At 66.1% G+C, this 20,203-nt stretch carries 24 protein-coding genes; 14 read left to right on the top strand and 10 right to left on the bottom strand.

Going from position 1 to position 20,203, the window contains the following annotated elements; translation table 11 throughout:
* Positions 1-6 precede the first annotated feature (6 nt).
* From pgsA to ACEN2S_RS06340, 3 genes are read left to right on the top strand one after another with little or no spacing between them, the layout of a single operon-like run.
* Positions 7-630: a CDP-diacylglycerol--glycerol-3-phosphate 3-phosphatidyltransferase gene (pgsA, locus tag ACEN2S_RS06350; RefSeq protein WP_441863873.1), complete on the top strand. Its 624-nt coding sequence runs from the start codon at positions 7-9 to the stop codon at positions 628-630.
* Positions 630-875, top strand: a complete 246-nt coding sequence (gene moaD / locus ACEN2S_RS06345) for a molybdopterin converting factor subunit 1 (protein ID WP_441864720.1) — start codon at positions 630-632, stop codon at positions 873-875. Before pgsA ends, moaD begins: the two co-directional genes overlap by 1 nt.
* Before the next feature lies 1 nt (position 876).
* Positions 877-1,317 carry a molybdenum cofactor biosynthesis protein MoaE gene (locus tag ACEN2S_RS06340; protein WP_441863870.1) on the top strand — a complete coding sequence of 147 codons (441 nt, stop codon included), beginning with the start codon at positions 877-879 and terminating at the stop codon, positions 1,315-1,317.
* A gap of 80 nt (positions 1,318-1,397) precedes the next feature.
* On the opposite strand, the gene ACEN2S_RS06335 is transcribed toward ACEN2S_RS06340, so the two are convergent.
* Positions 1,398-2,453: an NAD(P)/FAD-dependent oxidoreductase gene (locus tag ACEN2S_RS06335; RefSeq protein ID WP_441863868.1), complete on the bottom strand. Its 1,056-nt coding sequence runs from the start codon at positions 2,451-2,453 to the stop codon at positions 1,398-1,400.
* A gap of 46 nt (positions 2,454-2,499) precedes the next feature.
* Here ACEN2S_RS06335 and mnmD point away from each other — a divergent pair, with 46 nt between their 5' ends.
* A complete protein-coding gene (gene mnmD / locus ACEN2S_RS06330) occupies positions 2,500-3,186 on the top strand; it encodes a tRNA (5-methylaminomethyl-2-thiouridine)(34)-methyltransferase MnmD (protein ID WP_441863865.1) in 687 nt (228 codons plus the stop codon).
* Positions 3,183-4,055 (top strand): DMT family transporter, encoded by an 873-nt coding sequence (locus tag ACEN2S_RS06325; protein WP_441863862.1) that lies wholly within the window; start codon positions 3,183-3,185, stop codon positions 4,053-4,055. Before mnmD ends, ACEN2S_RS06325 begins: the two co-directional genes overlap by 4 nt.
* Before the next feature lie 128 nt (positions 4,056-4,183).
* Here ACEN2S_RS06325 and ACEN2S_RS06320 read toward each other — a convergent pair whose 3' ends face one another.
* Positions 4,184-6,115, bottom strand: coding sequence for a transglycosylase SLT domain-containing protein (locus tag ACEN2S_RS06320; RefSeq protein WP_441863859.1), 1,932 nt, complete (start codon positions 6,113-6,115; stop codon positions 4,184-4,186).
* A 143-nt stretch (positions 6,116-6,258) separates the two neighbouring features.
* Here ACEN2S_RS06320 and dapA point away from each other — a divergent pair, with 143 nt between their 5' ends.
* Positions 6,259-7,131, top strand: coding sequence for a 4-hydroxy-tetrahydrodipicolinate synthase (gene dapA / locus ACEN2S_RS06315; protein ID WP_441863856.1), 873 nt, complete (start codon positions 6,259-6,261; stop codon positions 7,129-7,131).
* Between the two features lie 215 nt (positions 7,132-7,346).
* Here the strand turns inward: dapA and nagA are convergent, their stop codons facing one another.
* The 8 genes from nagA to ACEN2S_RS06275 all read right to left on the bottom strand — a co-directional run bounded on the left by nagA (position 7,347) and on the right by ACEN2S_RS06275 (position 14,489).
* On the bottom strand, positions 7,347-8,531 hold the full coding sequence (gene nagA / locus ACEN2S_RS06310) for an N-acetylglucosamine-6-phosphate deacetylase (protein WP_441863853.1): 1,185 nt from the start codon (positions 8,529-8,531) through the stop codon (positions 7,347-7,349).
* Positions 8,518-9,297, bottom strand: a complete 780-nt coding sequence (nagB, locus tag ACEN2S_RS06305) for a glucosamine-6-phosphate deaminase (protein WP_441863850.1) — start codon at positions 9,295-9,297, stop codon at positions 8,518-8,520. The genes nagA and nagB overlap by 14 nt, the downstream gene beginning before the upstream one ends.
* Positions 9,294-10,217, bottom strand: coding sequence for an ROK family protein (locus ACEN2S_RS06300; RefSeq protein WP_441863847.1), 924 nt, complete (start codon positions 10,215-10,217; stop codon positions 9,294-9,296). Before ACEN2S_RS06300 ends, nagB begins: the two co-directional genes overlap by 4 nt.
* A complete protein-coding gene (locus ACEN2S_RS06295; protein WP_441863844.1) occupies positions 10,214-10,894 on the bottom strand; it encodes an N-acetylmannosamine-6-phosphate 2-epimerase in 681 nt (226 codons plus the stop codon). The genes ACEN2S_RS06300 and ACEN2S_RS06295 overlap by 4 nt, the downstream gene beginning before the upstream one ends.
* Before the next feature lies 1 nt (position 10,895).
* Complete coding sequence (locus ACEN2S_RS06290) at positions 10,896-12,170, bottom strand: TRAP transporter large permease (RefSeq protein ID WP_441863841.1); 1,275 nt, start codon at positions 12,168-12,170, stop codon at positions 10,896-10,898.
* On the bottom strand, positions 12,167-12,661 hold the full coding sequence (locus ACEN2S_RS06285; RefSeq protein WP_441863838.1) for a TRAP transporter small permease: 495 nt from the start codon (positions 12,659-12,661) through the stop codon (positions 12,167-12,169). Before ACEN2S_RS06285 ends, ACEN2S_RS06290 begins: the two co-directional genes overlap by 4 nt.
* Positions 12,662-12,727: 66 nt before the next feature.
* A complete protein-coding gene (locus tag ACEN2S_RS06280; protein ID WP_441863835.1) occupies positions 12,728-13,687 on the bottom strand; it encodes a sialic acid TRAP transporter substrate-binding protein SiaP in 960 nt (319 codons plus the stop codon).
* Between the two features lie 46 nt (positions 13,688-13,733).
* Positions 13,734-14,489 carry an FCD domain-containing protein gene (locus ACEN2S_RS06275; RefSeq protein ID WP_441863833.1) on the bottom strand — a complete coding sequence of 252 codons (756 nt, stop codon included), beginning with the start codon at positions 14,487-14,489 and terminating at the stop codon, positions 13,734-13,736.
* A 242-nt stretch (positions 14,490-14,731) separates the two neighbouring features.
* On the opposite strand from ACEN2S_RS06275, the gene ACEN2S_RS06270 reads away from it, so the two are divergent.
* The 8 genes from ACEN2S_RS06270 to ACEN2S_RS06235 all read left to right on the top strand — a co-directional run bounded on the left by ACEN2S_RS06270 (position 14,732) and on the right by ACEN2S_RS06235 (position 20,197).
* On the top strand, positions 14,732-15,628 hold the full coding sequence (locus ACEN2S_RS06270; RefSeq protein ID WP_441863830.1) for a dihydrodipicolinate synthase family protein: 897 nt from the start codon (positions 14,732-14,734) through the stop codon (positions 15,626-15,628).
* Between the two features lie 70 nt (positions 15,629-15,698).
* Positions 15,699-16,850 carry an N-acetylneuraminate epimerase gene (locus ACEN2S_RS06265; protein ID WP_441863827.1) on the top strand — a complete coding sequence of 384 codons (1,152 nt, stop codon included), beginning with the start codon at positions 15,699-15,701 and terminating at the stop codon, positions 16,848-16,850.
* Positions 16,851-16,865: 15 nt separating this feature from the next.
* On the top strand, positions 16,866-17,333 hold the full coding sequence (locus ACEN2S_RS06260) for a hypothetical protein (protein ID WP_441863824.1): 468 nt from the start codon (positions 16,866-16,868) through the stop codon (positions 17,331-17,333).
* A gap of 233 nt (positions 17,334-17,566) precedes the next feature.
* A complete protein-coding gene (locus ACEN2S_RS06255; RefSeq protein ID WP_441863821.1) occupies positions 17,567-17,776 on the top strand; it encodes a phage head-tail joining protein in 210 nt (69 codons plus the stop codon).
* A gap of 1 nt (position 17,777) precedes the next feature.
* Positions 17,778-18,122 (top strand): DUF2190 family protein, encoded by a 345-nt coding sequence (locus ACEN2S_RS06250; protein WP_441863818.1) that lies wholly within the window; start codon positions 17,778-17,780, stop codon positions 18,120-18,122.
* Between the two features lie 72 nt (positions 18,123-18,194).
* Complete coding sequence (locus ACEN2S_RS06245) at positions 18,195-19,247, top strand: ParA family protein (RefSeq protein WP_441863816.1); 1,053 nt, start codon at positions 18,195-18,197, stop codon at positions 19,245-19,247.
* A 2-nt stretch (positions 19,248-19,249) separates the two neighbouring features.
* A complete protein-coding gene (locus ACEN2S_RS06240; RefSeq protein ID WP_441863813.1) occupies positions 19,250-19,624 on the top strand; it encodes a hypothetical protein in 375 nt (124 codons plus the stop codon).
* A gap of 234 nt (positions 19,625-19,858) precedes the next feature.
* On the top strand, positions 19,859-20,197 hold the full coding sequence (locus tag ACEN2S_RS06235) for a hypothetical protein (protein ID WP_441863810.1): 339 nt from the start codon (positions 19,859-19,861) through the stop codon (positions 20,195-20,197).
* The last annotated feature ends 6 nt before the right edge of the window (positions 20,198-20,203 follow it).

Genomic DNA, 20,203 nt, shown 5'->3' with positions numbered 1-20,203 from the left:
CGCGACATGAGATGGACCGTACCCAATATTCTGACCGTGCTTCGCCTGCTTGCCGCCCCCGGCGTGCCGGTGATGTTTTTGTATTTCTCGCGCCCCTGGGCGGACTGGGCGGCGCTGTCGCTGTTCATCGGTGCCTCGGTCACCGACTGGTTCGACGGCTATCTGGCCCGCGCCTGGAAGCAGCAAACCAAGTTTGGCACCATGCTGGACCCGATCGCCGACAAGGCGATGGTGGTGATCGCTTTGGTGGTGATCACCGGCTATTCCGGCATGAACCCCTGGCTGATCCTGCCCGCCACGCTGATTCTATTCCGCGAGGTGTTCATTGCCGGGCTGCGCGAATTCCTCGGCGCCGACAGCGCCAAGCTGAAGGTCACCAAACTGGCGAAATGGAAGACCACGGCGCAGATGGTGGCGATTGCGGTGATGTTTCTCGGCACCGGCCTCACCTATATCGTGCATGGCCGCGGCCCGGAGGCGGGCGGCGAAGTGCATTGGGCCGATGGCGCGGCGGGCTGGGCCACCACTTCCGGCCTCGTGCTGATCTGGATCGCGGCCATCCTCACCGCCGTCACCGGTTGGGATTATTTCCGCAAAGCCCTGCCCTATCTGCGGGAGCCGGGCCTGTGATCGAGGTCCTCTATTTCGCCTGGGTGCGCGAACGCATCGGCCTGCCGAAGGAAAAGCTCGAAACCGGGGCCGCGACGGTCACCGATCTGGTGGCCGAACTCAGCGCGCGTGATCCGCGCTATGCCGCCGCCTTCGCCGATCTCAGCGCATTGCGCGTCGCCCTCGATCAGGAACTGTCGGATTTCGCCGCCCCGCTGGCGGGCGTGCGCGAAGTGGCCTTCTTTCCGCCGATGACCGGGGGCTGAAATGCGGATCACCGTGCAGGAACGTGCCTTTGACCCCGCGCAGGAACTGGCGCAATTCGGCACCGGCCGCCGCGACATCGGCGCCGTGGTCTCCTTCACCGGCCTCGTGCGCGACGACAGCGGCAGCCTGCAGGCGCTCGAGATCGAACATTACCCCGGCATGACCGAACGCGCGCTGACCCAGATCGCCGAAGAGGCCAGCCGCCGCTGGGATCTGGCCGATCTCATGATCCTGCACCGCCATGGCATGCTCGCGGTGGGCGAACCGATCATGATGGTCGCCACCGCCGCCCGCCACCGCGCCGCGGCCTTCGCCGCCGCCGATTTCCTGATGGATTTCCTGAAATCCCGCGCGCCGTTCTGGAAACGCGAAATCACCGCCAGCGGCACCACCTGGGTTGCCGCCAAAGACAGCGACGAAGACGCCCTCACCCGCTGGTAGCGTTGCGCGCCCTTGCCCTTCTTCTTGGCCGAAATACCTCGGGGGAACGGCCCCAGGGGCCGTGGGGGCAGCGCCCCCCTTCAGAGGTTATCGCCCACCCGGAACCCTTCCGGTATCGCCGCCCGCCCTTCCAGAACCAGATCTGCCATCACCGAGGCCACCTTTGGCGCCATGCCAAAGCCGATCTTGAACCCGCCATTGGCAATGAAATGCCCCGGCCGCCCCGGCCATTCCCCCAGCATCGGCGCCCGGCTCTTCGCCCGCGGCCGCAACCCGGCCCAGCGGTCCACCACCGGCGCCGCCGACAGGACCGGACAGAGCTGACGCGCCGCCGCGATCAAGGCCTCCAGCTGATCATCGGTGCTCTGCGCCGAAACATAGTCCCGCTCCGTGGTCGACCCCACCGCGACCGTCCCATCCGCATGCGGCACAATGTGCAGCCCCTCGGCAAAGAGCTGCGGCACATCCCCTGCCGCATGGGCAAAAAGCGCCGACTGCCCCTTGATCCCCGCGCCCATGCTGCGCCCCAGATCCGCTGACAGCGCCGCCAGTCCTGCTGCGCCGGTGGCATGCACCACCCGCCCGCGCTCTTGCGCTTCACCAAAACAGATCTCGCCGCCCATGGCGGTGATCGCCGCCGCCAGCGCCCGCCCTGCCGCCCGCGGATTGGCGCGCCCGGTCAGCGTGTCATGCACCACCAGCCCGGTCGGCGAGGCGGGTGCAAAATCGCCGAACGCCGCCACCGGCACCACGCGCCACAAGGCCCGCCCCTGCCACAATGCCGCCGCTGACACCGCCCGCGCTTCGGCCCGCGCCACCGCCGCCGCATCCGCCAGCGGCTGAATCCGCCCCAGCCTCCCATAGCCGGGATCAATACCGCCCACCGCCATGACCTCGGCCCAGAAGGCTTCGGCCATCAGCAGGCTTTCCAGCTGAAACTGCTTTTTCGGATTCCAGTTCTCCGGCACATGCGGCGCCAGCGCCCCCACATGCCCCCCGCTCGACCCGGCCCCGATGAGGTGGCACTCGATCACCCGCACCTTCGCGCCACGGCGTAGACATTCCCAAGCGATACTGAGGCCGAAAATCCCCGCCCCGCGCACCGTCACCTCAAAATCCGCGTCACCGATTGCCATTCCGTCCGCCCTTCGCCATGGTCGCGCCAACCACGGGTTAGAACAGATGCATTCCCCAGACCAGAGCTCCCTTGAATGGAAAGACGGCATCGTCCCGGTCTCGACCCGGTTCGATGACCCCTATTTCAGCCTCGCCAACGGGCTGTCGGAAACCCGGCATGTCTTTCTGGCGGGCAACGATCTTCCCCAGCGCTTCCGCCCCGGCTTTCACATTGCCGAACTCGGCTTTGGCACCGGGCTGAACCTGCTGGCCACGCGGATCGCCGCGGCCGATCACCCCGGCCCCCTCCGCTTCACCAGCTTTGAGGCCTTCCCGCTCCCCGTCGCCGATATCGCCCGCGCGCTCGAGGCCTTCCCCGAGGCTCGTGCCGTGGCCGATCCCTTTCTGACCGCCTGGGCCGCAGGAGAAACCCGCTTCCCCCTCGGCCCGCTGGCGGTCGAGGTGATCCTCGGCGATGTCCGCGACACCCTGCCCCGCTGGCAAGGCGCCGCCGATGCCTGGTTCCTCGACGGCTTCTCCCCCGCGAAGAACCCCGAGATGTGGGCGCCCGAGCTGATGGCCGAGGTCGGACGCCACACCGCTGCAGACGGGACTTTCGCCACCTATACCGCCGCGGGCTTCGTGCGCCGCGGCCTCGCCGAGGCGGGTTTCACCGTCGCCCGTGCCCCCGGGCATGGACACAAACGCCACATGAGCCGCGGTCACAAGGCCGCTCCGGAGCCGCAACCGTGACCGAACAGAACACCCGCAAAGGCATCCTGATGATGGTGCTGGTCACCCTCATCTTCGCCGTGCAAGACGGCATCTCGCGGCATCTGGCCGAGACCTACAACGTCTATATGACGGTGATGATCCGCTACTGGTTCTTCGCGCTCTTCGTGATCGCCCTCGCCGCGCGCAGCCCCGGCGGGTTGAAACGCGCCACCCGGTCGGCCTTTCCCAAGGTCCAGCTCTTCCGCGCGCTGCTGCTCATCGTCGAGATCGTGGTGATGGTGCAGGGCTTCGTTTATCTCGGCCTCGTCGAAAGCCATGCGGTCTTCACCAGCTATCCGCTGCTGATCGCCGCGCTCTCTGGTCCGGTGCTGGGTGAAAAGGTCGGCTGGCGGCGTTGGGTGGCCATCGGCATCGGCTTTGTCGGCGTGCTGATCATCCTGCAACCGGGCTTCCGGGTCTTTGCGCCCGCCGCCCTTTTCCCGCTGGCCGCCGCGCTGATGTTCGCGCTCTACGGCCTCCTGACCCGCTATGTCGCGCGCGAAGATCCGGCCTCGGTCTCCTTCTTCTGGACCGGCACCGTCGGCGCCGCCGCCATCACCCTCGTCGGGGTCTGGCATTGGCAAAGCATGAGCGGTGACGACTGGCTGTGGATGGGCGCACTTTGCCTCACCGCCATCAGCGGCCATTGGCTGCTGATCCGCGCCTATGAGGTGGCAGAGGCCAGCGCCATCCAACCTTTCGCCTATCTGCAACTGGTGTTCGCGGCCAGCATCGGCCTCGTGGTCTTTCACGAAACCCTCGCCCCGAATGTGGCGCTCGGTGCCGGCGTCGTCGTCTGCGCGGGCCTCTTCACCCTCTGGCGCGCGCGGATCAAAGCCGCAAGCTGAACGGTCCCCGCCGCCGTCCCGCCGCTTTCTTCTTGGTCAAAATACCTCGGGGGAATCGCCGCCAGGCGATGGGGGCAGCGCCCCCACTTCCCGGCGCGCCGCCACCAAGGCGTCGCCCCGGCGCAAGGTCAGCGCCCTTTCAGCTCCTCGCTCAGCGTGATCGGCACCGGCTTGCCCGCCAGCCGCGCGCGGTAGATCGGCAGCGCCTCCGCCACCCGCATCACGTAATTGCGGGTCTCGGTGAAAGGGATCATCTCGATCCAATCCACCACATCGACGCCGGGATCGCGCGGGTCCCCCTGCTCGGTGATCCAGCGCCGGGGCCGCCCCGGCCCCGCATTATACCCCGCCGCCACCAGCGCGGGCGAGGTGCCGAACTCCTGCTGCAGCCCGACCAGATAGGCCGCGCCCAGCTTGGCGTTGTAATCCGGATCCCGGGTCAGCCGCCCGCCCTCATAGGGAAGACCCAGCTTGTCCGCCATCATCTTGGCCGTGCCCGGCATCACCTGCATCAGCCCCTGCGCCCCGGCCCCCGAGACGACCTTCGGGTCAAACTCCGATTCGCGCCGCGCGATGGCCAGCACCCATTCCGGCGGCATCCCCATGCCCGAAGCGTCAAACCCCGGCAGCGGATAATAGGCCGCGGTCAGCATCTCGCCGCGCTCTGCCGCCGCTTTCGCCAGCATCAGCGCCAGATGCGCATCCTGCCAGTCCAGCGCCAGCTTGGCCAATTGCGCGATCTGACTTGCCGAGAGCGTCTCGGACAAATGCAGCAAGAAGCGTTCGGCCAGATCAATGTCCCCCGCCGCCCGCAACAAGACCGCCGCCTGAAACACCGGCGCGGCGGCAAAATCGGCATTCTGCCAGTCGGGCAGCGGCCCGCCGACCAGCGCCGGATCCATCGGCAGCCCCGCCCGCTCGGCAGCCAAAAGCCCGTAGAAGGCCGTCTGATAGGTCGCGGCAAAGGCATAGGCCTCGCGCGCTTCCGCCGCCTTACCCATCGCCTCATAGGCGCGGCCCTGCCAATAGCCCGCGCGCGACAGGCTGATCGGGCTGTTCACCCCTTCGCGCAAGCGGGTGAAATGCCGCTCGGCCGTCGGCGCATCCCCGAGTTTCAGCGCCGCATAGCCCGCCAGCCATTCCAGATCGGCAAAATCCCCGCCCGAGGTCAGATGGTGATTGGCCGCCAGCCGATAGGCCCTCCGGTACTCTCCCGCCCGCAGATCGCGCCGCGCCAGATTGGCCCGCGCCTTGGCCCAGAGCGCGGGTGCGCCCAAAGCTTCGGCGCTGACCGAACGCTCGAGCATCAGATCCGCCGCGCCTTCCTCGGCCCCATGCGCATTACGCCAGGCGGCCCGATCCCGCGCCAGCCCCGATGACCCCGCCATCGCATCCGGCACCGCCTTGACCAGCGCATCCACGCCCTTGTCCCCCGCCTGCAGCGCGATGCGCGCCTGCGCGACGGCAAGGGTGCCCGGCGTCACCAGCGGCAGCATCCGCCGCGCCTGCGCCAGGGAACCCCGGTCCAGCAAGGCGGCGATCCGGCCGCCGTGCTGCGGTTTCAGCTCGTCGGGATAGAGCGCCAGAAACTGCGCCTCCTCTGCCGGTGTCAGATCCAGCCCGCGCCAGGCGGCGACCACCACTTTCTCGGCCTCGGCCTTCTGACCCGCCGCGCTCAGCGCCGCCGCCAGTGCCAGCGCGCCGGTGCCGGTCTGCGGCGCCTCCTTGCCAAACCAGCGGATGATCTCGGGGCCTGGCACCTCGGCCATCGCCCCTTCCGCCTTTTTGCGCAAGAGCGGCATGCCGGGCCATTCCGCCCGCCGCCCAGCAAAATCGGCATAGGCGGCAAAGCTGCCCTCACCCGCCCGCAGGCGCTGCCATTCGATGATGTCAAAGGCCAAAGGCCCCGAGGCGCGGGCGGCATTCAGCGCCCCGCTCCAGTCCTTGGCATCGGCCTTGCCCAAGGCCTGGGCCAGCGCCGCCGGATCATCGGCGCGCGCGGCTTCGGGGCTGGAAAGAGGCACGGCGAGAACCGCGGCGAGAACGAGGTTTCGGAGCATGGATCGACCAATTGTGCAGGGCGTGCCCTTTCCTGCCTGTCCCCCCCAAAATCCGCAATACACAAACTTGGCAAGAGGCCGCGCCTCGCCTATGGTCCCGCCGATTCAACCGGGCGATTCAGCCCAATTTCAAGGAGCGTGTCATGTTCAAAGGGTCCTATCCCGCATTGGTCACGCCGTTTAAGAACGGCGCCCTGGATCTGGACGCGCTCAAGAAGCTGGTCGAATGGCATATTGCTGAAGGCAGCAACGGCCTCGTGCCCGTCGGCACCACCGGTGAAAGCCCGACCGTCAGCCATGAAGAGCATATGCAGGTGATCGAAGTGGTGGTGAAAGCCGCCGCTGGCCGCGTGCCGGTGATTGCCGGGGCCGGGTCGAACTCGACCGCCGAGGGCATCCGCCTCGTGCAGCACGCCGAACGCGTGGGTGCCGATGCGGCATTGGTCGTGACCCCCTATTACAACAAGCCGACGCAACGCGGCCTGATCGCGCATTTCACCGCGCTGCATGATGCCTCGGACCTGCCGATCATCATCTACAACATCCCCGGGCGCTCGGTCGTCGACATGAGCCCGGAGACGATGGGCGAACTGGCGAAACTGCCGCGCATCGTCGGGGTGAAAGATGCCACCGGCAAGATCGAGCGGGTCAGCCTGCAGCGCGAAACCTGCGGCCCGGATTTCATCCAGCTGTCGGGCGAAGATGCGACCGCGCTCGGGTTCAACGCGCATGGCGGCGTCGGCTGCATCTCGGTGACGGCCAATGTGGCACCGCGTCTTTGCGCGGAATTCCAGGCGGCGACGCTGGCGGGTGATTACGCCAAAGCGCTGGAATATCAGGACAAGCTGATGCCGCTGCACACAGCGATCTTTATTGAGCCGGGCCTCGTGGGCGCGAAATACTGCATGTCGAAACTCGGCCTCTGCAGCCCGGAGGTGCGGCTGCCGCTGACCGAGCTTTTGGACAGCACCAAGGCGGCGCTGGACGCCGCGATGCGCCATGCGGGCCTGATCTGACCCGCAGGCACAGGCGCCTGTCAGAGCCTGCAGCGCGCCACAAGGCCAGAAACCGCCCCCATCAGAGGGCGGTTTTTTTTCACCACATCGCCCGCAGGCGGGCACAGATCACGATCCGGATTTATGGCCCCCTTACGCCTGAGGAAGGTGACATGGCCGGTCCGGGGCGCAACGGGCGGCAAGCGGTCAGGCGCCAGCCCGCCCGGCATTAACCTTCATGCCCCTGACCAAGGACGGTTTCCCTCGAAACAGGCGCCATCCACCAGCACGGCGCGCGCCGACAACCCGGCGTCGAGCAGGCTGAGCGAGGCGCGATACCCCGGCGCGATCACCCCAAGCTCCCCCCCGAGGCCAAGGGCGCGCGCCGGATGCGTCGAAGCCATGCGCAGAGCCTGCGGCAAGGGCAAACCAACCGCCTCCACCAGATTGCGCACCGAGGTGTCCATCGCGACATGCGCGCCCGCGAGGCGGCCTTCGGCATTGGCGAGCCGGTCGCCTTCGCGGAAAATCTGCTGGCCATACAGGTCGAAACTGCGGCTGTCTCCGGCCAGGGTCAGCATCGCATCGGTCACCAGACAGAGCCGCCCGCCCATCAGCCGCGCGGCCAGGGCGATGTTGGCCCAGTCCACATGCAGCCCGTCGGCGATGATCCCGGCGAACAATCCAGGCGAGGCGAGGACCGCACCAACCACCCCCGGCTCGCGCCCGGTCAGCTGTGACATCGCGTTGAAAAGATGCGTGGCGCCGCGCAATCCGCAGGCTTCGGCGGCACGGATCTGCTGCGCGCTGGCGGCACTGTGCCCGACCGCCACAATCACCCCGGCCTGCGCCAGCCGCGCCAGCGCCGATTCTGGCTGGCATTCGGGGGCAAGTGTCAGCAACAGGACACCGGGAAACGGCGCGCTGAGCGCCGCGATATCCGCCTCGGTCAGGGGCCGGATGGCCGACGGCGGATGAATGCCGGGTCGCTCGGGCGACAGGAATGGCCCCTCGAGATGCACCCCCAGAATGCCGGGGCTGCGCGCCTCTATCGCGGCCTGCCCCGCCGCGAGGGCCTGCAGATAGTCCTGCCCCGGGGCGGTGATAAAGGTGGGCAGCACATGCGCCGTGCCCCCCTGCCGCGCGCCATCGGCAATCCGCGCCAAAGCCTCCGGCGTCGGGTCAAAGTTGAACTGCGTGTCCCGCGCACCATTGATCTGCAGATCGATAAAGCCCGGCGCCACGATCTCGGCCCCCGGGCAGATCGCCGCCTCATCGCCCCGCGCCGGACGGATGGCCCGGATGCGCCCGGCGTCGATCTCGATCACCTGATCGCGCCGCGGCTGATCGGACAGGCCATCATAGAGCCGCTGCGCGAAGACCTTTTGCACCAATGTGCCCTTTGCGTCAGACGGGGTCACGGTCTTCGCCCTCCGGATGCACATGGTGGTAGTAGTCCTGCAGTTGCAGGGCGCTGGCGGCAGCGGCATCCAGAACGATGGTGGCGCGCGGATGCAGTTGCAGCGCCGAGGCCGGGCAGAGGGCCGCCAAAGGCCCCTCGATCATCGCGGCCACCGCTTCGGCCTTTTCGGCACCCGTCGCGAGCAAGAGGCAATGGCGCGCGGCAAGGATGGTGGCCACACCCATGGTGATCGCAAAGCGCGGCACCGTGTCGGCATCGGTGAAATACGGCCGGTTGGCATCTCGGGTGCTCTCGGTCAGGGTTTTCACCCGGGTGGGCGAGCCGAGGCTGGAGGTGGGTTCGTTGAAACCGATATGGCCGTTGCGGCCAATGCCCAAAAGCTGCAGGTCAATGCCGCCCGCCGCCGCGATCCGCGCCTCATAGGCCTGCGCTTCTGCCTGCGGGTCGGCGGCATCGCCGCGCGGCAGGTGGCACCGGGCGGGGTCTATGTCGATATGCTCAAACAGCGCCGAGCGCATATAGACGTGGTATGAGGCCGGATGATCGGGGCCCAGTCCGACATATTCGTCAAGGTTGAAGCTGGTCACCCCGGCAAAGCTCAGCCCCGCCGCATGCAAAGCGCGCAGCCGGGCATAGAGCGGCAGCATGGTGCCGCCGGTGGCCAGCCCCAGCACGGCACGGGGCTTGGCGCGCAGGGTTTCCGCCGTCAGCGAAGCGGCTTTTGCCACGGCGGCCTCGGGGGTTGCGAGAATGAGTACCTTCATAGCCTGTCGTCCTGTCTGTTGTCCTGCACCGCCAGCGCCAGGGCGCCTAGGAGTGCGCTGTCCTGTCCAAGCGCGGCGGTGACCAAAGCCGGGCTAAACAGCGCCGGTTCCGCCGCAAGATGCCCGGCGACGCGGCCGATATAGCCGGGCGCCAAGCCAATGGAGCCCCCGAGTGCCACGCGGTCGAGGCCGAGCGCCGTGGTGAGATCGCCGATCACTCCGGCGAGGGCGGCGGCAGAGCGTTCGATCAAGGGCTCGGCCCAGGCCTCTCCCGCCGCACTCGCGGCGAAGACCCCCCGCGCATCAAGGCCCGGATGGCCCGCCTCTGCGGCGGCGGCGGCCAGTGCCCGGCCCGCCGCGATCCCCTCCACCGTTGCCGCGCGCCCCGATCCGCAGAGGCCACGGCCGAGCCTGCTGCCCATGAAACCCACATGCCCGGCAAGACCATTGCCGCTTTCAAGCAGGCGACCGCCCAGCACGATGCCGCCGCCAACCCCGGTCGAGGCGGTCAGATAGAGGAAATTCTCCGCCCCCTGCCCGGCCCCGAAACGGGCTTCGGCCCAGGCCGCCGCCGCCGCGTCATTCACCGCCCGCGCCGCGCCAAAGGCCGCGTGCAGTGCCGCGCCCAGCGGTGCGCCCGCAATCGCGCCGAGCGTGCCCTGATTGACCGCGTGCCATTGCCCGTCCCGCGTCAGGCGCCCGGTGACGGCCACGCCCAGCGCCATGCCGGACTGATGCCCAAGCTCGGCGAGCAGCGCCGCCATCGCCGCGATCTGCCCCTCCAGCCCGGCCCCGGGATCGGTGGCGACCTGACGGCGCGCGACCAGCTGCCCGCCCGCAACCCGGGCGGCCGCGATCTTGGTGCCGCCAAGGTCGAGGGCGAAACCGTCCAGTCGGGTGCGGCTGTCTGGCATGGTCATGCCCGGCCCCTGGCCAGCGCCGCCGCGAACCAGCCGGTTGCATGCTCCAGCCGGGTCAGCGCCGAGCCGACGGTGACCGCATCGGCCCCCGCCGCCAGTGCCGCCGCGGCGAGATCGGGGCTGTTATAGCGCCCCTCGGCCATCACGAACCCGCCCAGAGCGCGCATCGCCCGCAGAAGCGCCAGATCCGGCAGCGGGTCCGCGCTCAGCGTTTCTTCGGTATAGCCCGAGAGGGTGGAGCCCAGAATCTCAACCCCCAGCGCCTGCGCCGCCTTCGCCTCGGCAAGGGTCGCGCAATCGGCCATCGCCAACCGCCCCGCGCCGCGCACCGCCGCCACCAGATCGGCGAAGGGCACGGGGCGCGGGCGTGCAGTCGCATCCAGCGCCACGATGTCGGCGCCCCGGGCGATCAGCCCCGCCACATCCTCGTGCAGCGGTGTGATCCGCACCGGGCTGTCGGTGAGATCCCGCTTGAGGATGCCGATGATCGGCACCGACACCCGCGCCCGCACCGCGGCCAGATTGTCGAACCCTTCGATCCGCAATCCCGCAGCCCCGCCCGCCACCGCCGCCTCGGCCATCGCCGCGACGATCCCGGGCCGGTCCATCGGGCCGTGATCCACCGGCTGGCAGGAGACGATCAGCCTGCCACGGAGTACTTCCAGAATATGTGTCATGTCAGTCCATCAGGTTGGGCAGGCCCGTGGCCAGCACGGGGAAGGTGCAGACAAGGATCAGCACCACGATTGGCGGGATCAGCCAGGGCAGAATGGCGCGGGCCAGCCGGTGGTAGGGAATGCCCCCCACCTGCGCCACGACAAACAGCGCCATGCCCATCGGCGGGGTCAGGATCGAAATCATCAGGTTCAGCACCACGACAATCCCGAAATGCACCGGATCAATGCCGAACCCCAACGCCACCGGCACCAGAATCGGCACCACGATCAAGAGGATCACCAGGCTTTCGATAAAGGCACCCAGCACGAAGATCATCAGATTGACGGCGATCAGGAAGCTGACCGGGCCACTCGCAAGACCAAGGAACAATTGCGCAATCTGCTGCGGTGCCTGCTCGCGTGCCAGCACGAAGCCAAGGAGCGCCACGCCTGCCAGAATTGTGGCGATGGTCGCCGAAGTGGCGGTGGTTTCATAGACCGCCGTCCACAGGCGGCGCAGGGTCAGCTCTCGGTAGAACAGAAGGTCGATGAGGATCGCGTAGAGCACGGTGATGGCGGCGGCTTCGGTCGGCGAAAACATCCCCGAGAAAATGCCCCCCACGATCACCACCGGAGTGAACAGCGCCGGCAGCGATTTGATGAAGAGCGCGCCGATGGCGGGCAGCGACTGGCGCGCATCGCGCGGATACTCGCGGCGGCGGGCCAGCACATAGACCATCACCATCAGCGCCACCGCACAGAGCACACCGGGCACGACCCCGCCCAGAAACAGCTTGCCGATCGAGGTGTTGGAGATGACGCCGTAAAGCACCATGGTGATCGAGGGCGGCACCAGCGGCCCGATCATCGAGGAGGCGGCGGTCACCGCACCCGAGAAATCATCATCATAGCCCGCTTCGCGCATGGCTTCGATTTCCATTTTCCCCAGCCCCCCGGCATCCGCCAGCGCCGAGCCGGACATGCCGGAAAAGAACAAAGATGCCAGCACGTTCACATGACCAAGCCCGCCCGGAATATGCCCGACCAAAGCGCGGGCAAAGCCAAAGAGATGCTTGGTGATCCCCGCGGAGTTGAGGATCGCCGCCGCGAGGATGAACAGCGGCACCGCCAGCATCGGAAAGGAATTCAGGGCATCGACCATCCGCTGGCTGGCAAAGGCCAGACCGATCCCGGACCAGTAGAAATAGCCCATCGAAACAAAGATCATCGCCACACCGACCGGCACCCCGATCAACACCATCAGGAGCCACAGCCCCCCTACCGTCGCGAGGATCATAGCGCGCTCTCCGCTTTGCTGTCGTGAATGTCGGCTCCGGGCGCGAAACGCGCCATGAGGCGGCGGGCGATCCGGTACAGGATCAGCAGGGCCGCAACGAAGGCTGAGGCATAGAGCACCGCATCCGGCACCGGCAGCGTCACCGCCTCGTTATGCGCGGTGCGCAGGATGGTGCGCCAGCCGATCAGCACCAGATGTGCCATGATCCCGAAATACACGAGATCGATCACGATAAAGAGCCAGCGCCGCGCGGCTTTCGGCAGGGCATCGGCCAGAAAGCCCATCTTCAGCTGGCTGTCGGTGCGCTCGGCCTCACCAATGGCAAGGAACCCCATCCAGACCCAGAGCCAGCGGGCCAGCTCCTCGGTCCAGACCGGCCCGGCAAACAACGGGGTGCGGCCGAAAATCTGGATCAGGACTGTGATGAAAAGCAAGATGAACAGAACCGAGGCCGCGATGCCCTCCGGGCTGTATTTCCGCGCAGCGGACATGAGTTTCCCTTTCCCCTAAAACCGGATCCGGGGCGGCGCGCCGGGCGCCGCCCCGGATCGCATGGTTCACTCGCCGCGGACGCTGGCGATGGCGCCGGCGCCGAACTCGGCCTCCAGCGTGTCGTAATAGGGCTGCATCGCGGCGCGGAACGGCTCAAGGTCCGGGCGGGTGATGGTCAGGCCCCGGCTTTCAAAATCGCTCAGCAGCTCCGCCTCGGCTTTGAACGTCGCCTCATCGGAAAGCGTGCCCCCGGCGTGGATGGCCTCGGTCATCCAGCCCTTCTCTTCCTCGCTCAGCCCGTCCCAGGTGGATTTCGAGACCTGCACCGCCGCCGAGGCGATGAAATGATTGGTCATCGCCACCGCGGACTGCACTTCATAGAATTTCTGCGCCGCGATGGTCGGCAGCGGATTTTCCTCGGCATCGACCTGATTGGTTTGCAGCGCGAGATAAACCTCGGCAAAGGCCACCGGGGCCGGGGTGGCGCCCACCGCCTCGGCATAGGCGATCAGGAAGGGCACGTTCGGCGTGCGCATCCGCAGGCCTTTCATATCCGCCATGCTCTCGATCGGCTTGTTCGAGGTGGTCTGCCGGGTGCCATAGTACCAGACATCCAGGAGATGCACGCCCTGCGCCTCAAAGGCCGCATCCATCTTCTGGCCCCAGGGACCGGCGATGATGCGCTTGAGATGGTCGAAATCCTTGACCACATAGGGGGCCCCCACCAGCTTCAGCTCGGGGATCACATAGGACATATCGGGATAGCCGGTCAGCACCATGTCCAGCTCGCCGCCCTGCGCCTGGGCCACCATCGCCTTGAAATCCCCCAGCGTGCCCGACGGGAACAGGTTCACCGTCAGCGCCCCTCCGGAAATCTCTTCCAGCCGCTTGGCGAATTCCTGCGCGCCAAGATACACCGTCGAGGTCTCGCCGTCCTGCATGCCAAAGGTCAGCTCGCGCGCCTCGGCTGCCGTGGTCAGCGCCAGCAATGCGGTGCCGGCCAGAAGGGTTTTGAAGAAGGTCATGGGGGTCTCCAGCTGTTGAGGCGGGCATCCGCGCCCGCCGGTTGGGTCAGGTCTTTGCGTCCTGCATTTTGCCGCCTTCATTGGCGGATCTCGGGGTTTTCAGGCGGGCGCGGTAGGACCGCGCGAGATGACGGTCCATCACATCGGTGGCCGTGATCACATCGCCATCGAGGATCGCCTGATAGATCTGGCGATGCTCGTCATAGGAATTGCGGTCGTAGCGGTCGGGGTCCTCGGTCTGCGGCCGCGCGGCCAGCATGGCACTGACGAACATGTCATGCAGCGCAAGGATGACCGGGTTGCCGATGACCGACACCAGCGCCCGGTGAAAGGCGATGTCGGTGCCGGGAAAGGCGCCGGTGCCGATGGCGTCAAAGTTGCGCTCCAATGCGGCCTGCAGCTTGCTCAGCTGCACATTATCCGCCCGCATCGCGGCTTCGCGGGCCGCACCCGTCTCAATGAACTGCCGCATCTGTTCAAGATGCGCGCCGCTTTCGGCATCGCCGAGGATCTCGCGGACATGGCCGCCTGCAGCCTGCAACACCGTTTGCAACGACGGCTTGCTGGCCCGCGGCCGCCGCCCGGCTCCGGCGGTGACATAGCCGCGCAACTGCATCTGCGCGAGCGCTTCGCGCACCGTGGGCCGCGAGGCGTTGAAGCGTTCGCAGAGCTCGCGCTCCGTCGGCAAGGGCGCCTCCTGCGCCATCACCCCGGCGCGGATCTCGGCGACCAGCACCTCGGCAATCGTCTCCGAGGCGCGGCGCGTCTCGGCCATGTCCAGCATCTGCGTCTCTGTTTCCATCCGGTGTCTCCCTGGCTGCTTACCTGCGTTCTTTCTTGCAGGGCGGGCCTCCGCTGGCAACCATGCCTCACCAACTTGCCGTTTTGGTATTACCAAATTTTCCTATTGTCAAACCAAATTGAAAGAATATGCTTTCACAACGTTACCGAAGAGCATTTCTCGTTACTTCACCCGCGCTTTCTCTGCTGACAACAGCGCCCGGACGGTAACCGCGACGCAACCAGAACAGACAGGACCAGATGATGACCAAGGAGCTTGCGGGCATGTATGCCGCGCTGATGACCGCCCTCGATGATGCGGGCGAGTTCGATCCCGTTCGGCAAAGGGCGCTGAATGATTACGTTCTGCGGCAAGGGCTTGCGGGACTTTACGTTGGCGGCAGCAGTGGCGAATCGGGGCTTTTGGACCGCGCCGAGCTGGAAGCGCAGCAGGCCGTGGTGGCCGAAAGCGCCAAAGGCCGCGCCGGGCGGCTGATCGCCCATGTCGGCATGCCCTCGCTGCGCGATTCGATCCACCTGGCGCGCAATGCCCAGCGTCTGGGCTATCAGGCACTCTCGGCACTGCCGCCGCATGCCTATCCGTTCAGCGACGAAGAGATCTTCGCCTATTACCGCGATCTTGCCGCCGCCACCGATCTGCCGCTGATCGTCTATGAGGTGCCGGTGCGCACCGGCCGGCCGATCGCGCTCGACATGCTGGTGAAAATCATGGGCCTGCCCAATGTGGCGGGCATCAAATTCACCTCCACCGACCTCTTCAAATTCTCGATGCTGAAGCGGCGCTGCCCCGAGAAGGTCTTCTTCTTCGGCTTTGACGAAATCTACGCCGCGGCAGGCGCGCTGGGGGCCGAGGGCGGCATCGGCACCACCTACAACCTGCTGGGCAAGCTTTATGTCGCGCTCGATGCGGCGCTGAAATCGGGCGATCTAGCGCGGGCACAAGAGTTGCAGGACATCTCGCAGGTCTTTGTCGAGGCGCTTCTGGACATTGGGGTCCTGCCCGGGATGAAGGCCGGATTCGCGGCAATCGGCATTGATGTCGGCCCGACCCGGGCCCCGATGCTGCTGCGCGGCACCGATGGCGCGGCGCGCATGGCCGAGGTGATGGCCCGCCCCGACATCAGCGCCTGGCTGGCCTGAGATCGGCGCCGCAAGAACCGGGGCGCCGCGCTGCGCCCCGGCAACAACACCAAACCAACAGAGGAACATCATGGGACTGACGAGCAAACTGATCGCCAGCGCTGTCGGGATGACGGTGCTGATCGGGACGGCGCGTGCCGAGGACTGGCCCGACCTGCCGGTGGGCATCAAGAATGGCATCGCCGCCCGCGCCGAGAACCACCTTTATGTCGGACTGGGCAGTGCGGGCACCGATCTTTATGCGCTGGATCTGACGGATCGCGCGGCGGGGTGGAAAAAGCTGGCGGCCTTCACCGGTCCGGCCCCGAGCCAACCGGCCGTGGCGGTTTCCGGCGGAGCGATCTATGTGTTTTCCGGCTCGGGCAAGGCAACCCCGGAGGCCGCTGCACCCGTGGTCTTTGACACCGTCTACCGCTACGATCCGGCGCAGGACCTTTGGGAACAGCTGGCCACGACCACGCCGGTTGGTCTCCTCGGCGCCAGTGCGGTGACCCGCGCCGATGGGGCGATTGCGATTTTCGGCGGCTACAACAAAGCGCAGTTCGATGATTATCTCGCGCGGATTACAGCCATCGACAAGGCCGCCACGCCCGATCTCTGGACGCGGACCGTGAGCGATTTCATGGGGCGCCCCCCCGAGGCATATCAGTGGAATGACCTCGTCCTGCTTTATGATCCGGTGGCGAATACCTGGTCCGATCTCGGCCATAACCCGCATCTGCCCAATACCGGGGCGGCCTTGGTGGCGATGACACCGACGCAGGCGGCGCTGATCAATGGTGAGGTGAAACCGGGCCTGCGCACGGAACGCGTGCAAGCGGTGCGCCTCGACGGGACCAAAGCCGAATGGCAGGATTTGCCGCCGCTGCCGGCGGCCGCGGGCAGCGACCGGCAAGAAGGCGTGGCAGGTGCCTTTGCCGGGCTGATCGGCGGACAAGTGGTGGTCGCAGGCGGGGCGAATTTCCCGGGCGCACAGGCCCGCGCCGCAGAGGGCCATTGGTATGCGCATGAGGGGCTGACCAAACACTGGGCGCAAGAGATCTTTGTGCTGACGCAAGACGGCTGGCATCAGGCCGGGATGCTGCCCGAAGGCCTCGCCTATGGAGCGGCCTTCAGCCTGCCCGAGGGCCTGTTGATCGCGGGCGGAGAAGACGCGCAAGGTGCCGCCCGCCGTGAGGTCTTCCTGCTCTCGGCCACGGATCCGGTCATGCTGACCCCTTGATCCCTGCAGGTTGACATGCCCTGTCTGATGGGGTGGTCACGGTCCTTGGCGCAGAGCGATGCGCTGGAAGCCCTGCGCCGCACCCAGCTGGCGCTGGGCAAAGTCTCGCTGGTCTTCGACGGCCTTCGGAACCGCATCGCCGTCGCCGTGGCCCCGACCATCGAGGCGCTGGCCAATGCCTTCTTGGCGCTCACGTCAGACGGTGGCATCCTGCGGTCGGTCATCGACACGCTTGTCGTCAACCTCGGGCGTATGGCGTCCTACGCCGCCACCGACGCCGCCGTGATGGCGGGGCGCAGGATCGCGGGCCTTGCCGCTGTTGCCTTGTCCGTGCGCGGCCTCGCGACGGCGCTCGTGTTCCTGCGTGGCGCGCAGATCCGCACCGGTATCGGGGCGATGATCGTCGGCGCGGGCGAGCTGGTCTATCAATTCTCGCAATTCGTCGCCAGGGTCGGCGGTGTGGGCGACCTACCTTCTAGCTAACGGATGCCCGAACGAGACGGCCGATTCCTGGTCCAAGATCATTCCGGCGGGAACACGAGGGCATCCTCAGTTTGTGGATGCTCGAGTAGTAGCTCTTGCCGAGGAAGGCTTCCAGGCGCCAGACATTTCAGAACTATTGGTGCCTCGGCCAGAAATACTGGACGTTCGCGCAGAAGCACGGCGCTTGATCGCATCGCGACCGGCAAGTGGTTCATGAATTCGGGCGCGTGAGCATGGCCGACCTCGCCCAGCTCACCGCCTGGCGGGACGCCCTGATGGCCGCGCGCTACCGGGGCGTCCGCACCGTCGAATACGACGGCAAGCGCGTCACCTACGCGAGCGACGGTGAGATGGCCTCCGCGCTCGCGGACCTCAACCGGCAGATCGCGGGGGCGAGCGAGCGCATCTCGGTCGTCCGCATCCAATCCTCGAAAGGGCTCTGAGATGAAGAACTACCTCCAGAACGGCCACATCGTCCGGGTCACGACGCCCGCGGGCGGCATCGCCTCTGGCGACGCGCTGATCGTCGGCAGCATCTTCGGCATCGCCGCCTATTCCTCGGCCGAGGGCGACCCGGTCGAGCTCTCCACGACGGGCGTGTTCCAGCTGCCTAAGGCCAGCGCCGCCGTGCTGACGGTCGGCGCGCGCGTGGCATGGGACAACACCGCGAAGGAAGTCTCCACCCCGGCCGCCGGGCGGTTCCCCATAGGGGTGGCGGTGGAGGCCGCCGGGGACGGCATCACCAGCGTCGCGGTGCGGCTGGATGGGGTAGCGACGGCGGCGGCTTGACGGAAGGATTGACAAGCGCTCCGTGAGCAACGTACACACTTCTTGTTTACGTTGTTCACAGGATCACCCAAAGTGTCTGAGGATGAGGATTTCGTCGGCATCAACGAGATTGCCGACATGGCCAAGGTAACGCGGCAAGCGGTAGCCAATTGGCGAACCCGCATGTCCGACTTTCCAAAGCCAGTCGTCGAACTCGCTTCTGGTCCTGTGTTCAAGCGCTCGCACGTTAGTGCTTGGCTCAGGAGAAGGAGGATACCGATGGCCCACGTGTTTTCGACCATCAATTTGAAAGGCGGCGTCGGAAAGACCACGACGACGGTAGCGCTTGCCGAAACGCTTTCTGGCGAGCTCGGCAAGAAGGTTCTCGTCATCGACCTGGACCCTCAGACTAACGCGACCACCATGCTGATTGGTGAGGAGCGCTGGCGAGAACTGAACGACGCAGGTCACACGCTCGCTCAGCTATTTAAGGATGCGCTGGACCCCTCGAGCAAGAAGTTCGACCTCGAGAAGACGCTGCAGAAGCGCGTCTCGGATGTTTCTGCTGCGCGATCTATCGACCTGCTTCCCTCGAGCCTGGACCTGATCGACGTGCAAGATGAGTTGGTGAACACGCCGGTCGGCAAGTACGGGGCGATCAGGCCCTTCGATATCCTGTGGCGTGCCGTGAAGGACATCGTGGAGCAGTATGACGTCGTCATTGTCGATTGCCCACCGAACCTCGGCAAGATCACGCAGAACGGCCTGCGGATGTCACAGGGTTTCATCATCCCGACGATCCCGGACATCCTATCTACGTACGGCATCCCTCAGATCGTCAAACGCGTGCGTGAATTTGCCGAGGAGATCGCCGAGCCAATCGAGCCCCTCGGCATCGTTATCCAGAAGTACCAAGCCAATTCGAACGTGCATGGCAACATGATCAAGCAGCTCAAGCAGAACCACGATGCCGAGCCGAGGAACTGGCCGCCCGTATTCGCTACGCGGATCCCACAAGCGAACCAGATCGCAGCCGCTGGGGAACATGCGAACTACGCCACACTCAAGCAGAAGTGGGGATATCAGGGGCTACACGAGAGCTTCTCGAATCTGACCAAAGAGATAATGGCCAAGTTGGGTGCGTGAAGATGAAGCTCAAGAAGACACTCCAAGACTTGATGAAGGTGGTCATCGAGGAGGCCAACCGGAACCCGGAATTCGCTAAGGAGCTTGAAACTGCCCTTGGCCTAGAACCGAAGCCGGAGAAGGAGGAAAAGGGCCGATCCGCTCACCGGCGCGCGGCTGCCATCCTCGACCCGATTTCGCTCGCCCGAGAGGGGGAGGACGCGCTCCGGACTAAGCTTGAGCCGCTGACACTCGACCAGCTACGGGACATTGTGGCCGAGTACGGCATGGATCCGGGCAAACTCGTCATGAAGTGGAAAACTCCGGACCGAGTCATCGACCGGATCGTCGATTACTCCGTAGCGCGGGCCAAGAAGGGCGAGGCGTTCCTTCGTTAGACGGAACGTGCCGTGAACACTTTGCGCATCCCGTGTCGCATCCGTGTTGCACGGAGGAATCGGGGCTGGACGTAAGCCTTTGGAATCTTTGGGGAGTGTTCGGGACGAGCTTGCAACACGACCAGACACGCAAAAGCCGCCCCGAGGGCGGCCTGCCGCCATGTCCCGAAATACCGCGAACAAAAGCGCGAGCGCTTCCTGAGCCAGCATGAATTGCACCAGCTTGGCACAACCTTGGCCGAGGTTGAACGCGACGGCTCAGAAACCCCGTTCATCGTCGCGGCCTTCCGATTGCTGATTTTGACCGGCTGTCGCTTGGGCGAGATCCAAACCCTGCAATGGGCTTTCCTCACCGAGGCCGGAATGGAACTGCCCGACACCAAGACAGGCGCGCGGCGCATCCCCCTGCCCCATGCGGCACGGGCAGTGCTGGATGCCCTGCCACGCAGCGCGGACAATCCCTATGTGATCGAAGGCAAGCTGCCGGGACGTTATGCCACCGTGAGCTGCTGCCGGTTTCGTGGACAGCAGGTTAAGCTAGCATATCGCGGGCCTCGAACTCCATCGGGCTGAGGTAGC

Origin of the sequence: Phaeovulum sp. W22_SRMD_FR3, assembly GCF_052113705.1 — a bacterium.
Classification (GTDB): domain Bacteria; phylum Pseudomonadota; class Alphaproteobacteria; order Rhodobacterales; family Rhodobacteraceae; genus JBGQOG01.
Note: the sequence above shows the minus strand (reverse complement) of the source record. Positions and strands in the feature narration are given on the sequence as shown.